This is a genomic window from Actimicrobium sp. CCC2.4 (assembly GCF_034347385.1).
GTDB lineage: Bacteria > Pseudomonadota > Gammaproteobacteria > Burkholderiales > Burkholderiaceae_D > Actimicrobium.
This window is the reverse complement of the sequence record NZ_CP133777.1, coordinates 4,132,209-4,150,713: the sequence shown is the minus strand read 5'-3', so window position 1 is coordinate 4,150,713 and position 18,505 is coordinate 4,132,209. Positions and strand designations below refer to the sequence as shown.

Below are 18,505 nucleotides of genomic sequence, written 5' to 3'. Positions count from 1 at the left end.
TTGCATTGGCGCGGCAGAAAAAGCAAAGGAAAATTGACGACCATTCCCTCAACCGCCGTGTGCCGGATGGCGATTTATCGACCTACCCTCCAATACACCATCGAAGGTCGACCTGGCAAATCCACCATCGCAATCGCCGCCGGCGTACGTGAGATCACCTTGCCTGCGCGCATCACCACAAGACGCGTTGCGCGCAAGCGGATCGCTTCAATACTATCGCGCGCTTGCAGCACTACGATGTCTTCAACAACGATTCAAAACTGATATAGGTTTTGTATCGTCAGCTGCGTAAAACCGCCACTCCCAATTGCCTAACCCTCGTCGGTGTGCTGCTATTCCATTGACTTTAATCATACTGTGCTTTCGTTTCTGTCCAGTTGCACAATCCCGGCATGGGACTGATTTTGAGCCGATAGCTGTCGTTGGCGACAAGTACGATATAAGGCTAGTGGATACGAGTTTTTCTGCCAGCCTACATAGCCCCGCATCCGTGTGTCACCAACAGATGCGTCTTGCTCACGCCGTTCGGTCTGACTACCATGACGTTCTTGCATTGTTCGACAAAGTCGAATTCGGTCACCTCTTCAATATGGCTGCATTGAAGCCTTTAGCGAAGACTTAGTTGAGCTGAACAACTGTCTTGATCGCCGCTAAGGCGGCAACACCCGTGTGAGTGAACGTAATTGACTCTGTCTGGCGTGGTAACCGCGTTCGACAATCTCAGGTTGGTAGCAACGTGACCGGAATCCAGTTCGGCTGTCCCGTGCTTTGCCATTCATGCAAATACGTTTCCTGATCAGCAAATTTCGTTCCTCGTTTAGCTTCGTGTTCGCATTTTCATTTGCTCTCGAACGCTAGGTGACCTCGTTTGGTTTTAGATAACTCCGAAAAGCCATCATCATCTCGGATCAAGCCGGGGTCTCAGACGGCATCCGCTGTTGGCTATCCGTGCAAGCCGTTCGCAATGATCGAGGATGTTCCTCTCGGGACAGTGAATTCTGTGCGCTGATAAAGCTTTAAGTATGTACACGACGGGCTGATCCAGTGGTTCCCCAGGAACCATCTCCGTGTCGTCAACACTTATCTAGTAGATGGGCAAAACTTCATTACAACTTAATATTGTCGATTTTAAAGGAGTAAATATTATGGCTGGATTATTAGATGTATTGTCGTTGGGAGCACAAGCAGCGTTGGCGGCAGAAACGCTTAAACTCAATCAGCAGATGGCCGAAGACGCATATCAAGGTGCCGTTATGGCTGCAGAAATGAAAAGATCTGCAATACTTGAGGGTTTGTGGTCATTTGTAGAAAAAGCTGCAACAGCTACTGCGAAGCGGGCTTCTGCAGCAGCAGATATCTGGAATCAAATATAAGTCTTATAAAAGAAAATGAATTAATTTATTTATTAACGTCATTTTGATGGAGTAGTTATGGCCTTCTCAATAGAGCAATATATAGCAGATACGTCTGCAAACAATGAATATAACCTGAGACAACAGATTGAAGCGAGTAGGAAAATGCAAGCACTTACACAGCAAGCAGCTGATGATGCGCTCTATCGGGCTGCACAAAACAATGCAATGGCGAAGGTAAAAGGGATGTCTAAACTTGCTGAAGCAGCTAATCAGCTAAGTTAACCTGATTTCGGACCAGGGCACTTTGTTATAAACTAGTCCGTCCCGAAGACTCGCGCCACATGAGTGTGGTCACCGAATTTGATGGTGGAGCACCCACACTCATTAATAACCTTAAAAAGTACCAAGTTGACACTAAAGTGCTGTCAGTTATTCCTTAACGCCGCTTCTACTTTTAGCCTGGGTTTGGATTAAAGAAGTTTTTGCCAGCCCAGAAATTTTATAGCTGTGTAGTAGGCAATCAGGAACTGTGCAGTAGCAATGCTAAAAATGCCAGATTTAAAGGTTGTAAACCTGTAAAAGATCACTCGAGTGATGCACCAATCAATCAGGTTCTCAGTTCATCGGCGTTGTTGTCTGCACAATCCACAATCGAGCCAAATCAGCCGCGCCGTCGGCGCCTTGTACGGACTTGAACGCTTTAATAGCGAGGTCTTTCTTGCCAACGCTGGCGTAGGCCACACCGAGGTGCAGACGCGCATCATCGAGCCGTTTCAGGTTGCCTTTCTTGATGCCACTCTCGATCAGCGCCAGACCCTTGTCTGCCTGTCCGGCAGCGACCAGTCCAAAGCCAACATTAACCATATCCGTACCGTCCTTGCTGGCTAAGGCGTCCGCTTCGGCAGTGGCGAAGCCTGCTTTTTCGGCGGCAGCGTTCTTGTTGGCTAGGTCGAGCAAGCGCTTCTGACGCGGCGCTTCGGCACCAACGCCGAGGATGCCGGCCTTGAATCCCATGTCGGCGATCTTCTTGCCTTCGGCTGCGTAGCCAGCTTGCAATGCCAGCTGCGACATCTCCATGTAGTCATTGGCGGTTTTCAGCAGGCCACCGGCCAGACGCAAGCGGAACACGTCCAGCGTGAAGCGATCTGAAAAGCCCTTCTTGCTGGCAAGTCGGTTAACCAGCTCGGACCAATACTGTTTTTTGGGATAAGCACGAACCAACTTTTCCATCGTCTGCACATAAGCCCCGGTATCGTTTTGCTTGAGCGCAGTGCTTACCAGTAGCTGGTAGGTTTCCTCAGCGGGGGTACGCCCGGCCTTTTCATCAGCCGCTATCGTCGCTTGCAATTCCTTTTGCGCCTTGGCAAAGTCGTTGTTCAGAAAGTAGGTTTGTGCCAGCAAGCCGCGCACTTGCGGATCGGTACCGCCTTCCTTGATATAGCGCTGGATCCAGACCTGCGACTTGGCATAATCCTGGGCGCGGTAGTACAAGATGGCCAATGCCTGCATCAGCTTGACGTTATCACCGGCAGGCATCTTACCGGAGTTGATGGCTGCCTCGTAGGATTTGGCCGCCGTCGCGTTGTCGCCAGCACCTTGCGCTGCTGCGCCACGCATCCGATCCAGCATCAGCTGTTCGGCCGGATTTTTTGCGCCAATCCGGTCAGCATCACGCACCTTGGCAAGCGCTTCCTTGTAGCGTTGCGCGCGCATCATGTCCTGGGCCTGTTGCAGCGGTTTGCCGAGTTCGGCACGGACGGTTTCCTGCGCTTCGGTAAGCGGACTGAAGCCGATGGCGATGAGCAAAACGGCAAGACGGGTAAGGCGAAAATTGGACATGACGGAACCTTTCTGACGGGCCAAGCAAAAACGGCAGAGGAAGACCCCTGCCGTGTAATCAACTGACGTGCTTCAAATTATTGTAGAAACTGTTCATTCCCAACCATACCGATTTTGGTTACTCCCAACCGTTGTGCCGAGGCCATCACGGCGGCCACCGACTTGTACGGCACCAGCTTGTTCGGACGCAGATGCACTTCCGGTTGGGTCGGCGTGTTGGCAATCGCCTGCAGCTTCGATTCCAGAGTGGCGCGATCCGGTACCACGACGCCATCCCACAGCACCGTCCCATCGAAGTCAACATCCACCGTGACCACCACTGGCGGTGCTGTTGGTGGTGGCGGTGTGCCGGATGGCATATTCAGATTGATCGCATGATTCTGGATCGGAATCGTGATGATCAGCATGATGATCAGCACCAGCATGACGTCGATCAACGGCGTCATGTTCATTTCGATCATTGGCTCGTCATCACCGCCACTTGATCCCATATTCATTCCCATCGCTTGCTCCTCGTTGGCGGGTTAGCCGGTTAGCTGCGCGGTGGCGGTTCGGTAATGAACCCCACTTTGACAATGCCAGCGCGCTGCGCTGTCAGGATCACCTTGCCGATGTACTCGTAGCGGGTGTTCTGGTCACCGCGGATATGCAATTCCGGTTGCGGCGTCATCACTGCAATTGTCTTCAGGCGCGCCAATAGCGCGGTGGTATCTGCTACCGGCTGCTCATTCCAGAACATGTCGCCATCCTTGTTGACTGCCAGATTGATGTTCTCCGGCTTGGTCTTGTACGGCATGTTGACTTCGGACGGCAGTTTCACCGGGACGGTGTGCGTTACCACTGGAATCGTGATCAGAAAAATGATCAGCAGGACCAACATGACGTCTACCAGTGGCGTCGTGTTGATCGTGGCGATCACCTCGTCTTCATCACTATCCGAAGAGCCGAGATTCATCGCCATCGATTAGCCTTTTTTGTTTGCGGTCGACATCACGCCGGACAGCAGGACCGAGTGCAGGTCTGAGCTGAAGGTACGGACATTTTCCATCGCGGTCTTGTTACGGCGGACCAGGAAGTTGTAACCCAGTACTGCTGGAACGGCGACACCCAGGCCAATGGCCGTCATGATCAGCGCTTCACCAACCGGACCGGCAACCTTGTCGATCGACGCCTGACCAGCGATACCAATGGCGGTCAAGGCGTTGTAGATACCCCAAACGGTACCAAATAAGCCAACGAATGGTGCGGTCGAACCAACGGTAGCCAGCAACGCCAAACCATCTTGCAGACGGCTTTGCACTTTTTCGACAGCGCGCTGGATGGACATCGTCACCCAGGTGTTGAGGTCGATATGTTCCAGCAATGCACCTTCCTTGTGCTCCGTCGACTTGATGCCGGTTTCGGCGATGAAGCGGAACGGGCTGCCTTCTTTCAGCGAAGCCGTGCCTGCATCAACAGTCTTGGCATCCCAGAATTTCTTGCCGGCTTCGGCGGCCTGACCGCCCAGTTTGACCTGGTCGATCAGCTTCGTGATGATCACGTACCAGCTGCTCATCGACATCAACACAAGGATGACCAACGTGCCGCGGGCAACGATGTCGCCGCCTTTCCAGAGAGCGTCGAGGCCGTACGGGTTTTCGACTTTCTCGGTGGTCGGAGCAATCGACGCCGTAGCGGTGCCAGCGGCCGGATCGGTCATTGGTGCTGCAGTTGGTGACGCCACTTCAGTGGTGGCCTGGGCCAGCATGACAGGTACCGATTCAGCGGCAAGCGCCGTTTGCGGTGCCAGTAACGCGGCTGCAGAAGTGACAGAAATCAATAGCGCTGCAGCAAAAGCAGACAAACGGGATGATAAAAACATGCTTTCTCCAATTTAATAAACGGGTACGTCGTTTTGATGTAATCCAACCAAACCAAACCTGCAGCGATTGGCAGAGCGTTACTAATTGTCCAGCTTCCACACATATTCCACCGAAAACGTGGACTGCACGGCCTTGCCATCCTGTGTACCCGGATTGAACTTGCACCGGCTCAGGCCTGATACGGCAGCGCGATCCAGATTGCGCGAACCGCTGGTTTTCTTGATTTTTGCATCCAGCATTTGCCCGGACGGGCTCACTGTAAATTCAACCCGGGTAACGCCTGTTTCTTCGGCAATCAGTGACGCACGCGGATAGTCGGGTTTGCAGCTGTTCAAATCATTGATTCCTGCCACCACAACCGGCGGGCCGGACGGTGCCGTCGAAACTGCCGGCGCGGTGCTGACCGGTACGCTCGGCGCAGGCATCACAGGATTGTCCGGTTTCACCGTTGAGACGGCCACGATGGCATTGACTGGCGGCGGCGTGCTGACCTGGATTTCCGGTGGCGGAATGAACGGTGGTGGCGGTGCGACCATTTTAGGTGGCGGTGGCGGCTGGGGCAAATCGGGTGGTGGTGGTGGCGGCTTGATCTCTTCGATCAGCTTGGTTTCCACTGGTTGTGTGATGACTTCGACCGCTTTGCGGGCCAGGCCGGATACCAGGGCATAAACGATAAACAAGTGCAGAAGTATGACAGCCGCGAGACCGCCAAATTTTTTCGCGGGGTTATGTTCTTTCTGCGAGAAATCCATGCCTTAACTCCTCCATTACCAGTACATTTTTTTCGTCTCGAAACCCGGTAGGGTTGCATTCTGATCCAGGGGCCGCAGGCATCGTGCAGTCTGGCCAAGGCAGGATTATACATAGCTGCGTTCTTGTGGCAATAAAAATATAAACCTTATTTAATCAATGAGATAGCGACGTTTTTATAAGTCAAATAGCATTCTTGCGGGCCTATTTTTTTCTTTCGGGCAATTATTTCAGTACATTATTTAGTTTAATGGAGTCATCGAGGTCGCAGACGGGGGCGATGCGATCGGAAAGCGAATTTTACGCGCTAGTCGGTGGTGGTTATTGCTCAGTAATTTCGGTTCGGCGGGCAGGATTTTCAGGAGCCGGGAGGGTCCTTTTACGGGTCTTGTTAAGCGCAATTGTCCAATCAGCAGACGGCGATGCGGGCACTCGCTGCGTATCGGGTTCTACTGCTAGCCAGGCAGACATGAAAAAGCCCGGAAACGTGTCCCGGGCCAAGGTGTTGTCAGTCCCAATTTATAGCCGTTGCCGGCCATATTGCTGACTTATGCGCTGTGTTGCATCAGAACTTGTAGGACGCGTTGACGTACATCGTCCGACCACGTGCATCGTAGTAACGGTCATCGTAGCCAAATTGCTGGCCGCGGTTGGCACCCGAGGTCGACGGGACGAACGGTGGCTGGTGATCAAACACGTTCAGGATGCCGCCTGTGACGGTCCATGTTTTGCTCGGAGTCCAGACGGTCTGTGCATCCCATGTGCTGAAGTAGCCGACTTGTTTGCGAATCGTCTCCGTCCCTGTTGCCGCGCCTGCTGCGTCAAGTACCTCGACACTGGTGGCCTGATCCTGATAACCGGACTTGAAGTTCAGCGCCAATGTGGTGGCGAACTGACCGCTTTGCAGGCCGGTTGTCAGGCGACCTTGAGTGCGGAAGCTGACGCTGCCCAGTTCTGCGAAGTTGCCGAGAGCGGAGTAATACGCGCCATTTTTTTCCAGCTGGGTAACTTCACGCAGCATGTGGGTCACGCTCAACTGCGATGACAATTGGCCGAACGAGGTTTTGGCACGCGCGGTGAAGTCGAGGTCCAGGCCTGTCGAGTACGACTTACCCAGGTTCTGGTTGTTCGACAAAAATGCCAAATAGGTGGAGCCGGTTCCGGTATCCCGCTTGGTGGTCCATGAACTATTGAATTGTCCAGGATTGGCAAACACCAGATCTTCCGTTAATTGACCGAACACATCACGGATTTGAACGTGCCAGAGATCCGCACCCATCGATAATGCGCTATTCGGCTCGAAACGAATACCCAACGTTGCCTGCTTGGATTTCTCTGGCTGAAGCGAGGAATTGCCACCGGCAAGCAGATCGTATTGCTTGTTGCCTGGCTGACATATTCCACCAAACGCAGTGGCGGTGGCTTGGAGTGCGCTGGTACACGTGTATTTATTGCTCGTAACGCCATAGCTCTGCTGGACGCCATTGACCTGCGGTACGGTGGGTGCATGGAAGCCGTTGCCTGCAGAGGCACGTACCAGGACGGAAGCGACCGGTGTCCAGCGTACGCTTGCTTTTGCTGTGACGGCACTACCAAAGTCCGAGTAGCTATCGAGACGGGTAGCCGCACCAAGCTCAACTGTTTTGCTCAATGGGATGATGAGTTCGCCAAAGATGCCTTTTGAAATACGGCTTGCCGAATAAGGCGGTACGGAGGATTCGTCACCGAAGCGCTGATCGCAGGGATTGGCTGCAGTACCATCGCACAGCGTACCGGCAACCGGATCGGATAGCTTGGCTTGCGCGAACAAGCTAGGCTTGGATTCGAATGCTTCCTTGTTGAAATTGATCCCCATGCCCAGCATCATCGCGCCGCCGGCAAGTCGCATCAGTTCACGCGAACCGTTCAGGGTTAAGGTATCCAGTTTGGATACCCCGCCATCCCAGTAGCCGTCGTACCGTGCACCTGCAATGGCCGCGTTGGCAGCTGCCGATTGCTGACCAGGTCCGACAAAAGGGTCGAGCAGCCCGCTGGAAGTTAATTTCCGCACTGCCAGCGCACCCGGGTAGCCGGAGATATTACCTTTTACATTGCTCTCAGAGTGATTGTAGGCAAGGTTGTAGTCCCAGCTGGAGAGCACGCCGCGTGTCCCGACCACGATATTCGAAAATTCGGACGTATCCCTGCTGGTACGTTGGCCCATGTCCGCGAGGCGATAGAACGCAAGGCTATCGTTGGTAATACCTAATGGAAGCAGATATTTATTGTGCAGCGCCGAGCCGGCAGGGATGCTGACGCCACCCGGGACTGCCGCAATCCGTGAGATCTGCGTAGTGCGCGAGAGCAAAAGGTCGGCATAGACTTCATTGTCGCCAATTTTCTTGGTGATCGATGCCATGAAGCTGTCGCGCTTGCGCTCAGGATAGATTTGCAAATCCTTGACGAAATCGTAGCCGCAGTAGTCATCAACTAGCCCGGAGCCATCGTTGTAAGGCTCAATGACACGAAACGTTTTAGACGGGCAAGCACCGGTGGTCTTTTGAAACGGGCTAATCAGTTGTCCATTGTCATCGAGCGCATTGGCTGGTATCGGGCTTGGTGAAAATTGCTGCTTTTGATAGCTCTTGCCGTTCTGAGTAAAAGTCCGCTTGCCGGTATCCGCGAAGCTGCGGTCTACGGACTTCAAGTTAGTTCTCTCATCGTGGCCAAATGTCATCGTGACATTGAAGCCGTCATCGATCATCGAACCATAACCCTTAGTTGCGCTAAAGCGCTTTTCGACCGCGCCGTTCGCCGGTGCGGAGTAGCCCAGCGTGATGTCGCCATCGGTCGAGTTGTGTTTGGTAATGAAGTTGACGACGCCGGCAATTGCGTCGGCACCGTACAGCGCAGAAGCACCATCAGTCAGAATTTCGACGCGCTCGATCGCTGATAACGGAATGGCATTCAGATCAAAGCCAGCTGCAAAACCGGTGAGGGTCTGGCCACCGAATTGTGCCAGGCGCCGGCCGTTCAACAGGACCAGCGTGCGGCTTTCTCCGATGTTATGAATCGATACCCCTGAAAAGCCATACGATGCACCGCCTACCGAGGCCGATTCGCCAGTTGAGCCCTGTACTGCAGTCAATTTTTTAATCAGATCAACGGCTGACGTGACACCCAGCGCGCGAATTTCTGCTGCGGTGACGATTGTCACAGGTAATGCGCCTTCTGCAGCGATCCGCTTAATACTCGAGCCGGTAACCTCAACGCGTTGCGTCGCGGCGGCCTCCTGCGCTTGCGCCGTGACTGAAAGTCCAAGACTCATCATCATTCCGCTTGCAAGCATCAGGCGTATAGAACGCGATAACACGGTTTCCATCATCATTTTCAAACTCCTCAGGGGGGGGTGCTTTTTTAAAAGCTAATTTTTATTCGCTGGCTATTGCCGGCTCGACAGGCAATTTCTTTGGGAAATTGATGTTGTGAAATATATGAAACCATTTGAAGCAAGACCGTGTCAGTGCCAAAACCAGAGTGATGAATGGTTGTAGCCCAATAAAACAACGATGGTTGTCATTCACGAAAAGTAGGTTTGACGGGCTTGGTGTGCCTGCTTCCGGCAAGCCACCGGAGCAGATATTTGGTCATTACCGGCAATGCCAGAATTTTATGGTTTCGTAAGAGAAGAGCCATCGCGATACTTTTTAGCGATGACCTTTATGTCCGCCGGAGAGGAGGGCGTACCTGTCACTTCTTGTGCAGGGCAGCATATAAATATATTTTTTTGACTGCGGGGATAGGGCGGCGCGTGACGTCATTGACTGTCATTTTGAAGCTTCCGGTCAATCGGCTTGTTTGACTGGCAAGATGCTTCCGGCATCCATTTGATCTGCGCATGTTGGTCGTGCCCTGTCGTCTTGCGAGTCCACGGTGCGCGTCATCTGCTCAATGCAATATCGGGTTGACTCTCCCGGTTAGGTCGCGGAAACAAAAAAGCCCGGGAACATGTCCCGGGCCAAGATATTGCTGCTATCAGGTTCCCGCCGTTGCCGGCTAGGTGGCTGACTTATGCATTGTGCTGCATCAGAACTTGTATTTGACGCCGACGTTCAGGTAACGGCCGAGCGCGCCGCTGTAGTCCAGCGGGTTGTACGACTGGGCACCGTAGGTCAGTGGATCGAGTGGTGGGATCCGGTCAAACAGGTTTTGGATCGTGCCAAAGACTTCGACGTTCTTATTGGCCAACCAGCGGAAACTCAAGTCGACCGTGGTGAAGGACGCCAGTTTGCAGCCACTAGGCGCGTCGGTACCGTCAGCAAAAAAGCTGGCGCAACCGGCCGGATCGTTCTTGAACAACTTGTTATCCAGCTTGCCGCGGTAGTTGACGATGGTCGAAACGCGAATGGCATCACGTTCCCAGCTAGCACCCAGGTTGACGCGGTCTGCTGGCGTACCGATACAGTTGGTGACGTCGCAATTACCGTGCGTACCTGCAAAGTCATACTCGGAGCCGTCTTTTTCCTTGCGCATGAATTTGAACAGATGCGTCCACTTTGCATCGACCGTCAGCTTGCCGTTGCCTGTACCCAAATCAAAGCCCTGACGGAAGTCAAGGTCTGCACCCTGGACAGTGGTGGATGCAGAGTTGACATACTTTGCGAGCACGGCAGTAATGCCACCTGGATCACCCGGAATTGCTGTTGCAGTCGATGGATCGCGTGAAACCTGACCTGCTGCAATCGAAGCCGACGTTTGTTCCTGGTTGATTTCGTTCTTCCGTTTGATCTGGAAGAAATCGAGGGACAGGCTGGTTTTCGGCAGTGGATCCCAGACGAAACCGAGGGTCGTGCTCTCGGATTTTTCTGGTTGCAGGTTTTTGTTAGGCGATGTGATGACAGCGACGCTCGCTGGTGAGCAAGCCGAGGTCACGCCCAATGCGCATCGGGTAGGATCGATCGCGCTCGAGAAAGCAGCCAGGCCGCCTTCGCCGTTTTCAGCTGCACTCGGTGCGCGGAAGCCGCGAGCCAAGGTGCCGCGGATAGCGAATTCCTTCACGGGGGTCCACTTTGCGCCGACTTTTGGCGTGAAAGCGTTGCCCACATCGGAATAGCGGTCAGCACGAACAGCGGCCGACAATTCCAGAGATTTAGTAACCGGTGCGAGCATCTCTGCATACAGAGCGCCGACATTGCGGCTGCCTTTGTAAGCGGAGTAACCCAGGCCGATGACGTCGCCGGTTTCGGTGCCGCTTGATGGATCGAGCTTGACTGACTCGTGACGGAATTCGCCGCCAACTGCCAAGCCGATATTGCCACCGTCAAGCTTGCCGAGTTCGCGGGATGCCTTGAAATCGATTTGCGTCACTTGCGTCTTGGCGTCGTTGCTGACGACTGGCGACAGTGCTGCATAAACAGCCGCTGAATTCAGGCCGGCGTTCTCGGCAATACGCCAGTAGGTGCCGGCAGGCAGGGCTGCGTAGGCAGCACTTTTTGCACGGGCTGCAGCGACGTTAGCTACCGTCGGGTTCAGCAGTGCAAATGTTGCCGCGCGTGCCAGATAGCCGGTACGCTCATTCGAAACTTTGTTTTCCGAGTACAGGAAAGCAGTATCGAAATCCCATGCTCCCTGGGTGCCTTTCAAGCCGGCGACCAAACGCGTGAATGTCGAGTCAATGGTGCTCACGCGCGGGCCGACATCTGCCGCGTAATAGCGCAAGCGTGCCGCTGTACCGAAGTACGGATTGTCAGGATGGGCTGCGCCTAGGGCAACAGACGCATTGCTGACAGGTCCGCCCGGGTAGCCGACGCTGCCGCTGACACCTGATGGTGTTGACGACGATACCGAATTGCTTTTGTACAGGTTGTATTCCACGTAGGCTTGCAGATCCGGGGTGATCTGGCGGGTGCCACGGCCGAAGAAGTTAAAGGTCTCCTGCTTCGGTTGAATCTGGTTGTACTGTTGCGCCGTGTCGGTCAGGCAGCCACCGAGTGGATCGCCTTGCGGATGGGTCGTGAAATTACCGCAGGCAGCACCCGGGAAGAGCCGGGTGAAACCGACGCCGGCAAGGTTGCCGCGGTTGTAATAATCCAGAGTCCTCGGATTGCGGACGTTGCCATTGACGGCACTACCGGCCAGATTGTTGTCAATGATCGCACCGGCGCCACTGAGGCTTTCCTGTGCACTGAACCCGTAGGGCCGCAAGTCGGATTTGCCGACATAACGGCGGTCACTGCGATCACGGTAATTCGCATCGCCCTTGTTGCCATATTCAAAATTCAACAAGACGTTGTATTTGTCTGTATCGATATCGCCAAAACCGTGGGTGATAGTGGCGCGTACGTCTTTGCCGTCGCTGTAGCCGGTAGTCTGACCGTAGCTGACTTTGGCGGTGGTGCCTTTGTAATCCTTGCGCAGGATGACGTTGACGACGCCGGCAATCGCGTCGGAACCGTAAATAGCCGATGCACCGTCTTTCAGGATTTCAACACGCTCGACCGCTTCCAGTGGAATCAGGTTCAAGTCGGCAAACACTTTTTGACCATCATCGGCCAGACCATACGGTGCAACACGACGGCCATTGACCAGCACCAGCGTCGATGCAGTACCGAGGCCGCGCAGCGAGATGCCCGATGCGCCCGCAGCAAAACCGTTGCCGAAGGTTGTCGGCACTGAGCCCTGGTTGTCGACGGCGAGTGATTGCAGCAATTCAGCAACGCTGGCTTTGCCGGATTTCTCGATGTCCGTACGGCTCAGGACCTGTACGGCGGAAGCAGTTTCTGCCTGCGCCCGACGGATGTTAGAACCGGTCACTTCAACGCGTTGTGTAGCAGCTGCTTCCTGTGCGAGGACGGGCATGGCGATCATGCCCAGACCCATGACGACGCTGCCTGAGAACATCAGGCGCATCGATCGCGACAATACGGTTTCCTTCATCATTGCCAATCTCCTTCGGGGGGGGTGTATTTTTTAACAATCGATTTTTATTTGCTGGCTATTGCCGGCCCGAAAAACAATCTCTTTTGGAAATTGAGTTTACGCAGAACATGGAACCATTTGAAACTCGATTGTGTCAGTACGAAAAGTTGAGTGACCGATGGTTGTAGTTCAATAAAACAACGGTGGTTTTTAGCGATGAAAGCCGCGATTCCGCAGATGAATTTCCCTGCTCAGGAAAGGGTGTCAGTGTGTTTGTATGGTGATTGACGCTAGAAGCTGAATTTTATATATCGATAAAAGAATTGCCGTTGCGATACTTTTACGTGGGGAACTCTATACCGGTTGAGCGGGATGAACTGGCTTGCAATCTTGTGCGCAGCAGCATCGAAATATATTTTTTATCCAGCGATAACGTGGTGGCGGTGAGGGTGATACGCGCTGGCAGGCTGGCTGCCATTGAGCAAGTAAACAAAAAAACGCCGGTAAATTACCCGGCGCTGGTGTTCTGGCATTTTGTCGGATCTGCCCCGCACGGATGGCGGGTGATCCTGTCTTTATATTTAATCAGGCATCTGGTACGCGGGAGTGGCCTTCCACGTACCCCACGGTTTTATGCCGATCAGAAGAACTTATAGTTTGCAGTCAGGTAAGCAGTACGTGCCCGAGCATCGTAATAAGTCGGGTCGTAACCTGCCTGGAACTGCGTACCGTTGCCGATCGAGATAGGCGGGTTCTTGTCAAACAGGTTGCGCATGCCGGCACTGAGGGTCAGGTTCTTGATCCCGGTATAGGCGACTTGGGCATCATAAAGTGTCAGGGAGCCGACATGATGCTGGTTGTCATTGAGGTCGTTGGCATCGCGGTAGCCCGACTGGTAGTTCTGTACCAGCGTGGTCGACCATGGGCCGCTCTGGTAGTTGAATGCCAGGTTGTGCTTCCAGCGGAACACGACTCCCGATTGAGCGATGTCCAGGGGAGAACCGTCCGGCTGGACGATGGTCCCGACACTACCCTGGGTACCGTTCAGCGTCTTGTAATCGTACTTGCTGGTATAGGTGCCATTGAGGGCGACCGAGACCTTGCCTGTAGCGACCGCTTGTTTGAAGCGCAGGTCGACATCGAATCCGCTGACCGTCGCGCCATTGGCATTGCGGCCAATCTGCTTGACGGTATCGACGGTGCCATCCGGTGCAAATACGACGTCATCCGGACCGTACAGTGGTTTGCCGGCACGGGCCGCATTGACCAGCGACAGCGCCGATGGTGCGGCGATCAGGTTGTCGATCTTGATGTTGAAGTAGTCGATGCCGATCGAGACGCTGGAAATTGGCTGCAACACCATACCGACGCTACCCTGCTTCGATTTCTCCGGCTTCAGGTTCGGATTGCCACCAATGATGGCAACTGCCTGGACCGGGCCATCTGCAACAAACTTAGGATCGATGAAGGCTTCGGTCGCGCCGGTCGACTGCGGGCGATGCAGTTCGACCAGCGACGGTGCGCGGAATCCGGAGCCAACCGAAGCACGGAACAGCATCGTTTGGGTCGGGCTGAAACGCAAGCTGGCCTTGCCGTTGGTCGTGCTGCCGACGTCGCTGTAGCTGTCGGTGCGGGCCGTGACGTTACCTTCGAGGGTCTTCAGGATAGGGATGTTCAATTCTGCGAACAGCGCACGGACAGTACGCGAGGCATCAACCGGCAAGGTCGCGCCGCCCAGGCCGGCAATGTCACCCGAGCCGAGGATGTCAGGAACGTTGACCGCATAGCTGTCCTTGCGAACACTGAAACCGGTCGCCAGTTGCAGCGGTCCGGCCGGCAGATCGGTCAGAGTGCCGGTGACGGAACTGTCAAAGCCGGTACTTTTAGATTTGGCCGTGATGGTCGAGCCGGTATATTTGGCGGCTTGCAGCTTGGCAGTCAGTGCCGCGTCCTGGATGCCGCCGACGGCAAACGGATTCCAGTTGTTGGCCGGGTCGTTGAGGACACGCGCCAGCGCCAGTTGCGAGTAATAGCCGTCAGTTAACCGGCCATCGGTCTTGGCTTCGTTGGCGATCAGCGAAACGTTGTAGTCCCAGCTCTTGAAGATCACGCCTTTCATGCCGACGTTGACGCGTGACTGGGTATTAACATCGGTTTCTTGACGGAAGCCGGCGAGGAACGAACGCAAGGTAATTGCCAGGGTCTGGCCATTCATTGCCGACAGGCCGTGTGACAGCAGGTAGGGCGTGATGTAGGTGCCGTAGTTCGGATTGCTAGGGCGGATCAATAGCGCCGCATCGACGCCGCTGCCCGCGAAGGCATTATCGGTCTGGAAAAATCCGATACGGGCTGGTGATGGCTGATACGTCTCGACGACCTTGTTGCGCGCATACAGCGTATCGGCATAGATCTGATGATCTGGCGTCAGCTGGAATTTCACCGCACCGACAAGATTGACGCGCTCGACTTCCGGAAACAGGCCAACGAATGGTGCCGAGTCATATTTGCAATTGTCATACGCGCCGCCGACACCGCCTTTGCCGGATGAAAACATCGAGATGTCAGCGCAATTGGCTGGTGCTTTTGGATTGCCATAGCCTCGGGAGCTATATCCGTATGGATTAGTTGTTGTGGTGCGCGCGTTCTGTGCAAGTGTTTGACCCGGTACCCAGATACCTTCGATGCGACCGGTTTCGGTGGCTGCCGACTGGATGAACGGGGCGATATTGCCGGTGTTGGCGAAGTCGCGCTGACGACCAAACAAGGCTTCGGCTTTTTCGAACTCGCCGGACAGCATGACATTGAAGCGGTCTTCGGCCAGGTTGCCGGCCCCGAACAGGATGCTGGCTTTCTGGGTCGTGCCGCCGCCGCGGGTCGGGGCGTTGTAACCGGCGCTCATTTCGAGGCCCTTGTAATCCTGGCGCAGGATGAAGTTGACGACGCCGGCGACCGCATCGCTGCCGTACACGCCGGAAGCACCATCGCGCAGGATCTCAACGCGTTCGATCGCGCCGAACGGAATCGAGTTGACGTCAACGGCACCGCCGGTACCAGCGAACACGGCAAGGCGTTTGCCGTTGACCAGCACCAGCGTGCGCGCGTCACCGAGTCCACGCAGCGACACGCTCGATGCACCGTAGGTCGACAAGCCGGCCAACTGGGAATTTTGCGTCGCACCCGCCGTCGAGGTCGAGGTCACTGATTGCAGCAGTGCTTCAACGGTCGTTACACCACTTTTGGCGATGTCGTCTTTGGTCAGCGTTGTCACAGGCAGCGAGCTTTCGGCGGCAATGCGCTTGATACTCGAGCCGGTAACTTCAACCCGTTGCGTCGAGCTGACTTCCTGCGCTTGCGCGGCAGTCGTCAATCCCAGCCCCAGCACCACACCACCTGCAAACATCACCCGGATTGATCGCGAGATCACGGTTTCCATCATCATTGCCACACTCCTTGGGGGGAAATTCATACATCACTAGTTGGAAGCGATCTTTCGTCGCTTGACAATCAATCCGTATCGAAATCGATTGGTGGGCAATGGAACCATTGCGTATCGGTCCATGTCAATTAGCGACCAAAGTGGTATGTGCGATATTGCAACGGGCGATTTGCTGCGGAAATGGCGCTGCGGGTCAGCGGGAATACTTGGCAGGAGGTGGGGTTACTGTCGGGATATATGGCGAATATCAAAAAACGCTAAATTTTATAAATCGATTCCGGACAACTCGTTACGATAGCTAAAAGCACCTGGTGGACTACTGATGGCCGACGACTATTGGTGTGAATGTTTCTTGTGCGCAGCACCATGAAAATATATTTTTCACGTGCCCGATTCGTGCTGACTTGCGTTATGGTGTCGTCCTTTTACGTCTCGGCCACATGCCGTTTCGTAACGGTCCAACGATCAATCGGGCCATCCGGTTCTGTCATGTCATCCGGCATTTTCAGGGCAGGCCCGCATGGCGGCAGCGTATAAAGGATGTCGATCGATGTGGAAATTTGTAGCGCAAGCCTGCGTCACCCTGTTGCTAATTGCCGGCCCGGCCCGCGCCGTCAGTCCGGCCGATCCTGACAAGGTCATCCATTTCGCCATGCCGGCCGCCGATGATGGTTTCGACATGGTGCGTACGTCGAACTATTACTCCGGCCTGATCGCCGAATCCATCTACGAAACGCTGCTCACCTACGATTACCTGGCCAGTCCCGCCAAGCTCGTGCCCAAAGTTGCCGAGGCGATGCCCGAGGTCACCGATGGCGGCAAGACCTACACCTTTCATCTCAAGAAAGGGATCTTCTTCAGCGACGATCCTGCCTTCAAGGGCAAGCCGCGTGAATTGACTGCGCAAGACTTCGCCTACTCGTTTCGTCGATTGCTTGATCCGGCCAACCGCTCGCCGTCGGCCGGTTTCCTGCAAGGCAAAATCGTTGGCATGGACGCCGTTGTCGCTGCCGCCAAAAAGAGCGGCAAGTTTGATTACGATGCGCCCGTCACCGGCTTGCAGACGCCGGACCGCTACACCTTGCAGATACAACTCAATGCCCCTGACTACAACTTCCTGTACGTGATCGCTTACGGCGCACTGGCCGGCAGCGCCCGCGAAGTCATCGATGCTTATGGACTACAAAGCGGCCAGCATCCGGTCGGCACCGGTGCCTACATGCTGGAGCGCTATGTCCCGCGCAGCAAGATCATCCTGGTCGCCAATCCGGTTTATCGCGGATCGGTCTGGAATTTCGAGCCATCGTCCGATCCGATGGACCAGCAAATCGTGCGCGACATGAAGGGCAAAAAAATGCCGCAGGTCGGCCGCATCGAAGTCAGCGTGATCGAAGAAGAGCAGGCGCGTTGGCTGGCCTTCCAGGACAAGCAGATCGACATTGACTGGATCCCGCAACTGGCCTCGCGCACCGCGCTCGATGGTGCCAAGCTCAAGCCCGAATTCGTCGCGCAAAAAATCCGCCTGCAGCGCTTCACCGAGCCGGCCATCAGCTACACCTTCTTCAACATGCATGACCCGATAGTCGGCGGCTATACGATCGAAAAAAATGCGCTGCGGCGTGCCATTGCGATGTCCTACAACACCGCCGAGGACGTCGCCCTCATCCGCCACGGCCAGGCCATCGATGCCCAGATGGTCATCCCGCCGGGCGTAGTCGGCTACGATCCGGGCTACCGCAGTAGCATCGGCTACGATCCGGTACTGGCCAACAAATTGCTCGATCATTTCGGCTACAAGCGCGGTCCCGACGGCTATCGCACGCTGCCCGATGGCAAACCGCTGAAGCTCAAAATCAACCGCGAAGCATCGGTGATCTATCAGGAGCTGGCCGAGTTATGGAAGCGCGGACTCGACGAGATCGGCATCCGTGCCGAACATCCTGTCAGTAATTTTGCCGACAACCTGAAAGCCGCCAACAAATGCGAGCTGATGATGTGGGGCGGTGCGTGGAGCGTCGACTATCCGGATGGCGAAAATTTCCTGCAACTGCTGTACGGACCGAACGCCCATCAGGGCAACAACGGCTGCTACGAGTCTGCCGCTTATGATGCCTTGTTCAAGCAAGCCATCGCGCTGCCGCCGGGTGCCGAACGCACGGCCTTGTATCTGCAGATGAACCGGCAGATGGAAGCCGATACTGCCTGGAAGCTGGGCGTACTGCGCATCCGCAACTGGGTCAGCCGGCCGTGGGTGCTAGGCTTCAAGAAGCATCCGCTGCTGCACTCCGGTTGGGAATACATCGACATCGACAAGCGGCTGGTGGAGCAGGGGCGTTGAGGCTCCGCGGTGCGCACGCGCTCGCGAG

11 protein-coding genes and 1 pseudogene are annotated in these 18,505 nt (G+C 54.9%); 3 read left to right on the top strand and 9 right to left on the bottom strand.

Features of this window, described 5'->3' with window-relative positions:
- Positions 1 to 74: 74 nt before the first annotated feature.
- A pseudogene (locus tag RHM62_RS18985) lies at positions 75 to 242 on the bottom strand (cytosine deaminase); the annotation flags it as partial.
- Between the two features lie 849 nt (positions 243 to 1,091).
- Here RHM62_RS18985 and RHM62_RS18980 point away from each other — a divergent pair.
- Complete coding sequence (locus tag RHM62_RS18980) at positions 1,092 to 1,373, top strand: hypothetical protein (RefSeq protein ID WP_322123578.1); 282 nt, start codon at positions 1,092 to 1,094, stop codon at positions 1,371 to 1,373.
- A gap of 57 nt (positions 1,374 to 1,430) precedes the next feature.
- Entirely contained in the window at positions 1,431 to 1,637 is a 207-nt protein-coding gene (locus RHM62_RS18975; protein WP_322123577.1) for a hypothetical protein, read from the top strand.
- 333 nt (positions 1,638 to 1,970) lie between these two features.
- Here RHM62_RS18975 and RHM62_RS18970 read toward each other — a convergent pair whose 3' ends face one another.
- From RHM62_RS18970 to RHM62_RS18935, 8 genes are all read right to left on the bottom strand, one after another.
- Positions 1,971 to 3,194: a tetratricopeptide repeat protein gene (locus RHM62_RS18970; protein ID WP_322123576.1), complete on the bottom strand. Its 1,224-nt coding sequence runs from the start codon at positions 3,192 to 3,194 to the stop codon at positions 1,971 to 1,973.
- A gap of 77 nt (positions 3,195 to 3,271) precedes the next feature.
- Positions 3,272 to 3,697: an ExbD/TolR family protein gene (locus RHM62_RS18965; protein ID WP_322123575.1), complete on the bottom strand. Its 426-nt coding sequence runs from the start codon at positions 3,695 to 3,697 to the stop codon at positions 3,272 to 3,274.
- A 29-nt stretch (positions 3,698 to 3,726) separates the two neighbouring features.
- On the bottom strand, positions 3,727 to 4,155 hold the full coding sequence (locus tag RHM62_RS18960) for an ExbD/TolR family protein (RefSeq protein ID WP_009664884.1): 429 nt from the start codon (positions 4,153 to 4,155) through the stop codon (positions 3,727 to 3,729).
- 3 nt (positions 4,156 to 4,158) lie between these two features.
- Positions 4,159 to 5,055 (bottom strand): MotA/TolQ/ExbB proton channel family protein, encoded by an 897-nt coding sequence (locus RHM62_RS18955; protein WP_322123574.1) that lies wholly within the window; start codon positions 5,053 to 5,055, stop codon positions 4,159 to 4,161.
- An 81-nt stretch (positions 5,056 to 5,136) separates the two neighbouring features.
- Entirely contained in the window at positions 5,137 to 5,808 is a 672-nt protein-coding gene (locus tag RHM62_RS18950) for a TonB family protein (protein ID WP_322123573.1), read from the bottom strand.
- A gap of 563 nt (positions 5,809 to 6,371) precedes the next feature.
- Complete coding sequence (locus tag RHM62_RS18945; protein WP_322123572.1) at positions 6,372 to 9,173, bottom strand: TonB-dependent receptor domain-containing protein; 2,802 nt, start codon at positions 9,171 to 9,173, stop codon at positions 6,372 to 6,374.
- Between the two features lie 698 nt (positions 9,174 to 9,871).
- Positions 9,872 to 12,724 carry a TonB-dependent receptor gene (locus RHM62_RS18940; RefSeq protein ID WP_322123571.1) on the bottom strand — a complete coding sequence of 951 codons (2,853 nt, stop codon included), beginning with the start codon at positions 12,722 to 12,724 and terminating at the stop codon, positions 9,872 to 9,874.
- 619 nt (positions 12,725 to 13,343) lie between these two features.
- Positions 13,344 to 16,142 (bottom strand): TonB-dependent receptor, encoded by a 2,799-nt coding sequence (locus RHM62_RS18935; protein WP_322123570.1) that lies wholly within the window; start codon positions 16,140 to 16,142, stop codon positions 13,344 to 13,346.
- Between the two features lie 547 nt (positions 16,143 to 16,689).
- Between RHM62_RS18935 and RHM62_RS18930 the strand changes: the two genes are divergently transcribed.
- Positions 16,690 to 18,477 (top strand): ABC transporter substrate-binding protein, encoded by a 1,788-nt coding sequence (locus tag RHM62_RS18930; RefSeq protein WP_322123569.1) that lies wholly within the window; start codon positions 16,690 to 16,692, stop codon positions 18,475 to 18,477.
- The last annotated feature ends 28 nt before the right edge of the window (positions 18,478 to 18,505 follow it).

Coding starts and splice junctions, on each gene's coding strand:
- RHM62_RS18930 (WP_322123569.1), top strand. CDS start 16,690: ATGTGGAAATTTGTAGCGCAAGCCTGCGTCACCCTGTTGCTAATTGCC.
- RHM62_RS18960 (WP_009664884.1), bottom strand. CDS start 4,155: ATGGCGATGAATCTCGGCTCTTCGGATAGTGATGAAGACGAGGTGATC.
- RHM62_RS18975 (WP_322123577.1), top strand. CDS start 1,431: ATGGCCTTCTCAATAGAGCAATATATAGCAGATACGTCTGCAAACAAT.
- RHM62_RS18945 (WP_322123572.1), bottom strand. CDS start 9,173: ATGATGATGGAAACCGTGTTATCGCGTTCTATACGCCTGATGCTTGCA.
- RHM62_RS18965 (WP_322123575.1), bottom strand. CDS start 3,697: ATGGGAATGAATATGGGATCAAGTGGCGGTGATGACGAGCCAATGATC.
- RHM62_RS18970 (WP_322123576.1), bottom strand. CDS start 3,194: ATGTCCAATTTTCGCCTTACCCGTCTTGCCGTTTTGCTCATCGCCATC.
- RHM62_RS18935 (WP_322123570.1), bottom strand. CDS start 16,142: ATGATGATGGAAACCGTGATCTCGCGATCAATCCGGGTGATGTTTGCA.
- RHM62_RS18980 (WP_322123578.1), top strand. CDS start 1,092: ATGGGCAAAACTTCATTACAACTTAATATTGTCGATTTTAAAGGAGTA.
- RHM62_RS18940 (WP_322123571.1), bottom strand. CDS start 12,724: ATGATGAAGGAAACCGTATTGTCGCGATCGATGCGCCTGATGTTCTCA.
- RHM62_RS18955 (WP_322123574.1), bottom strand. CDS start 5,055: ATGTTTTTATCATCCCGTTTGTCTGCTTTTGCTGCAGCGCTATTGATT.
- RHM62_RS18950 (WP_322123573.1), bottom strand. CDS start 5,808: ATGGATTTCTCGCAGAAAGAACATAACCCCGCGAAAAAATTTGGCGGT.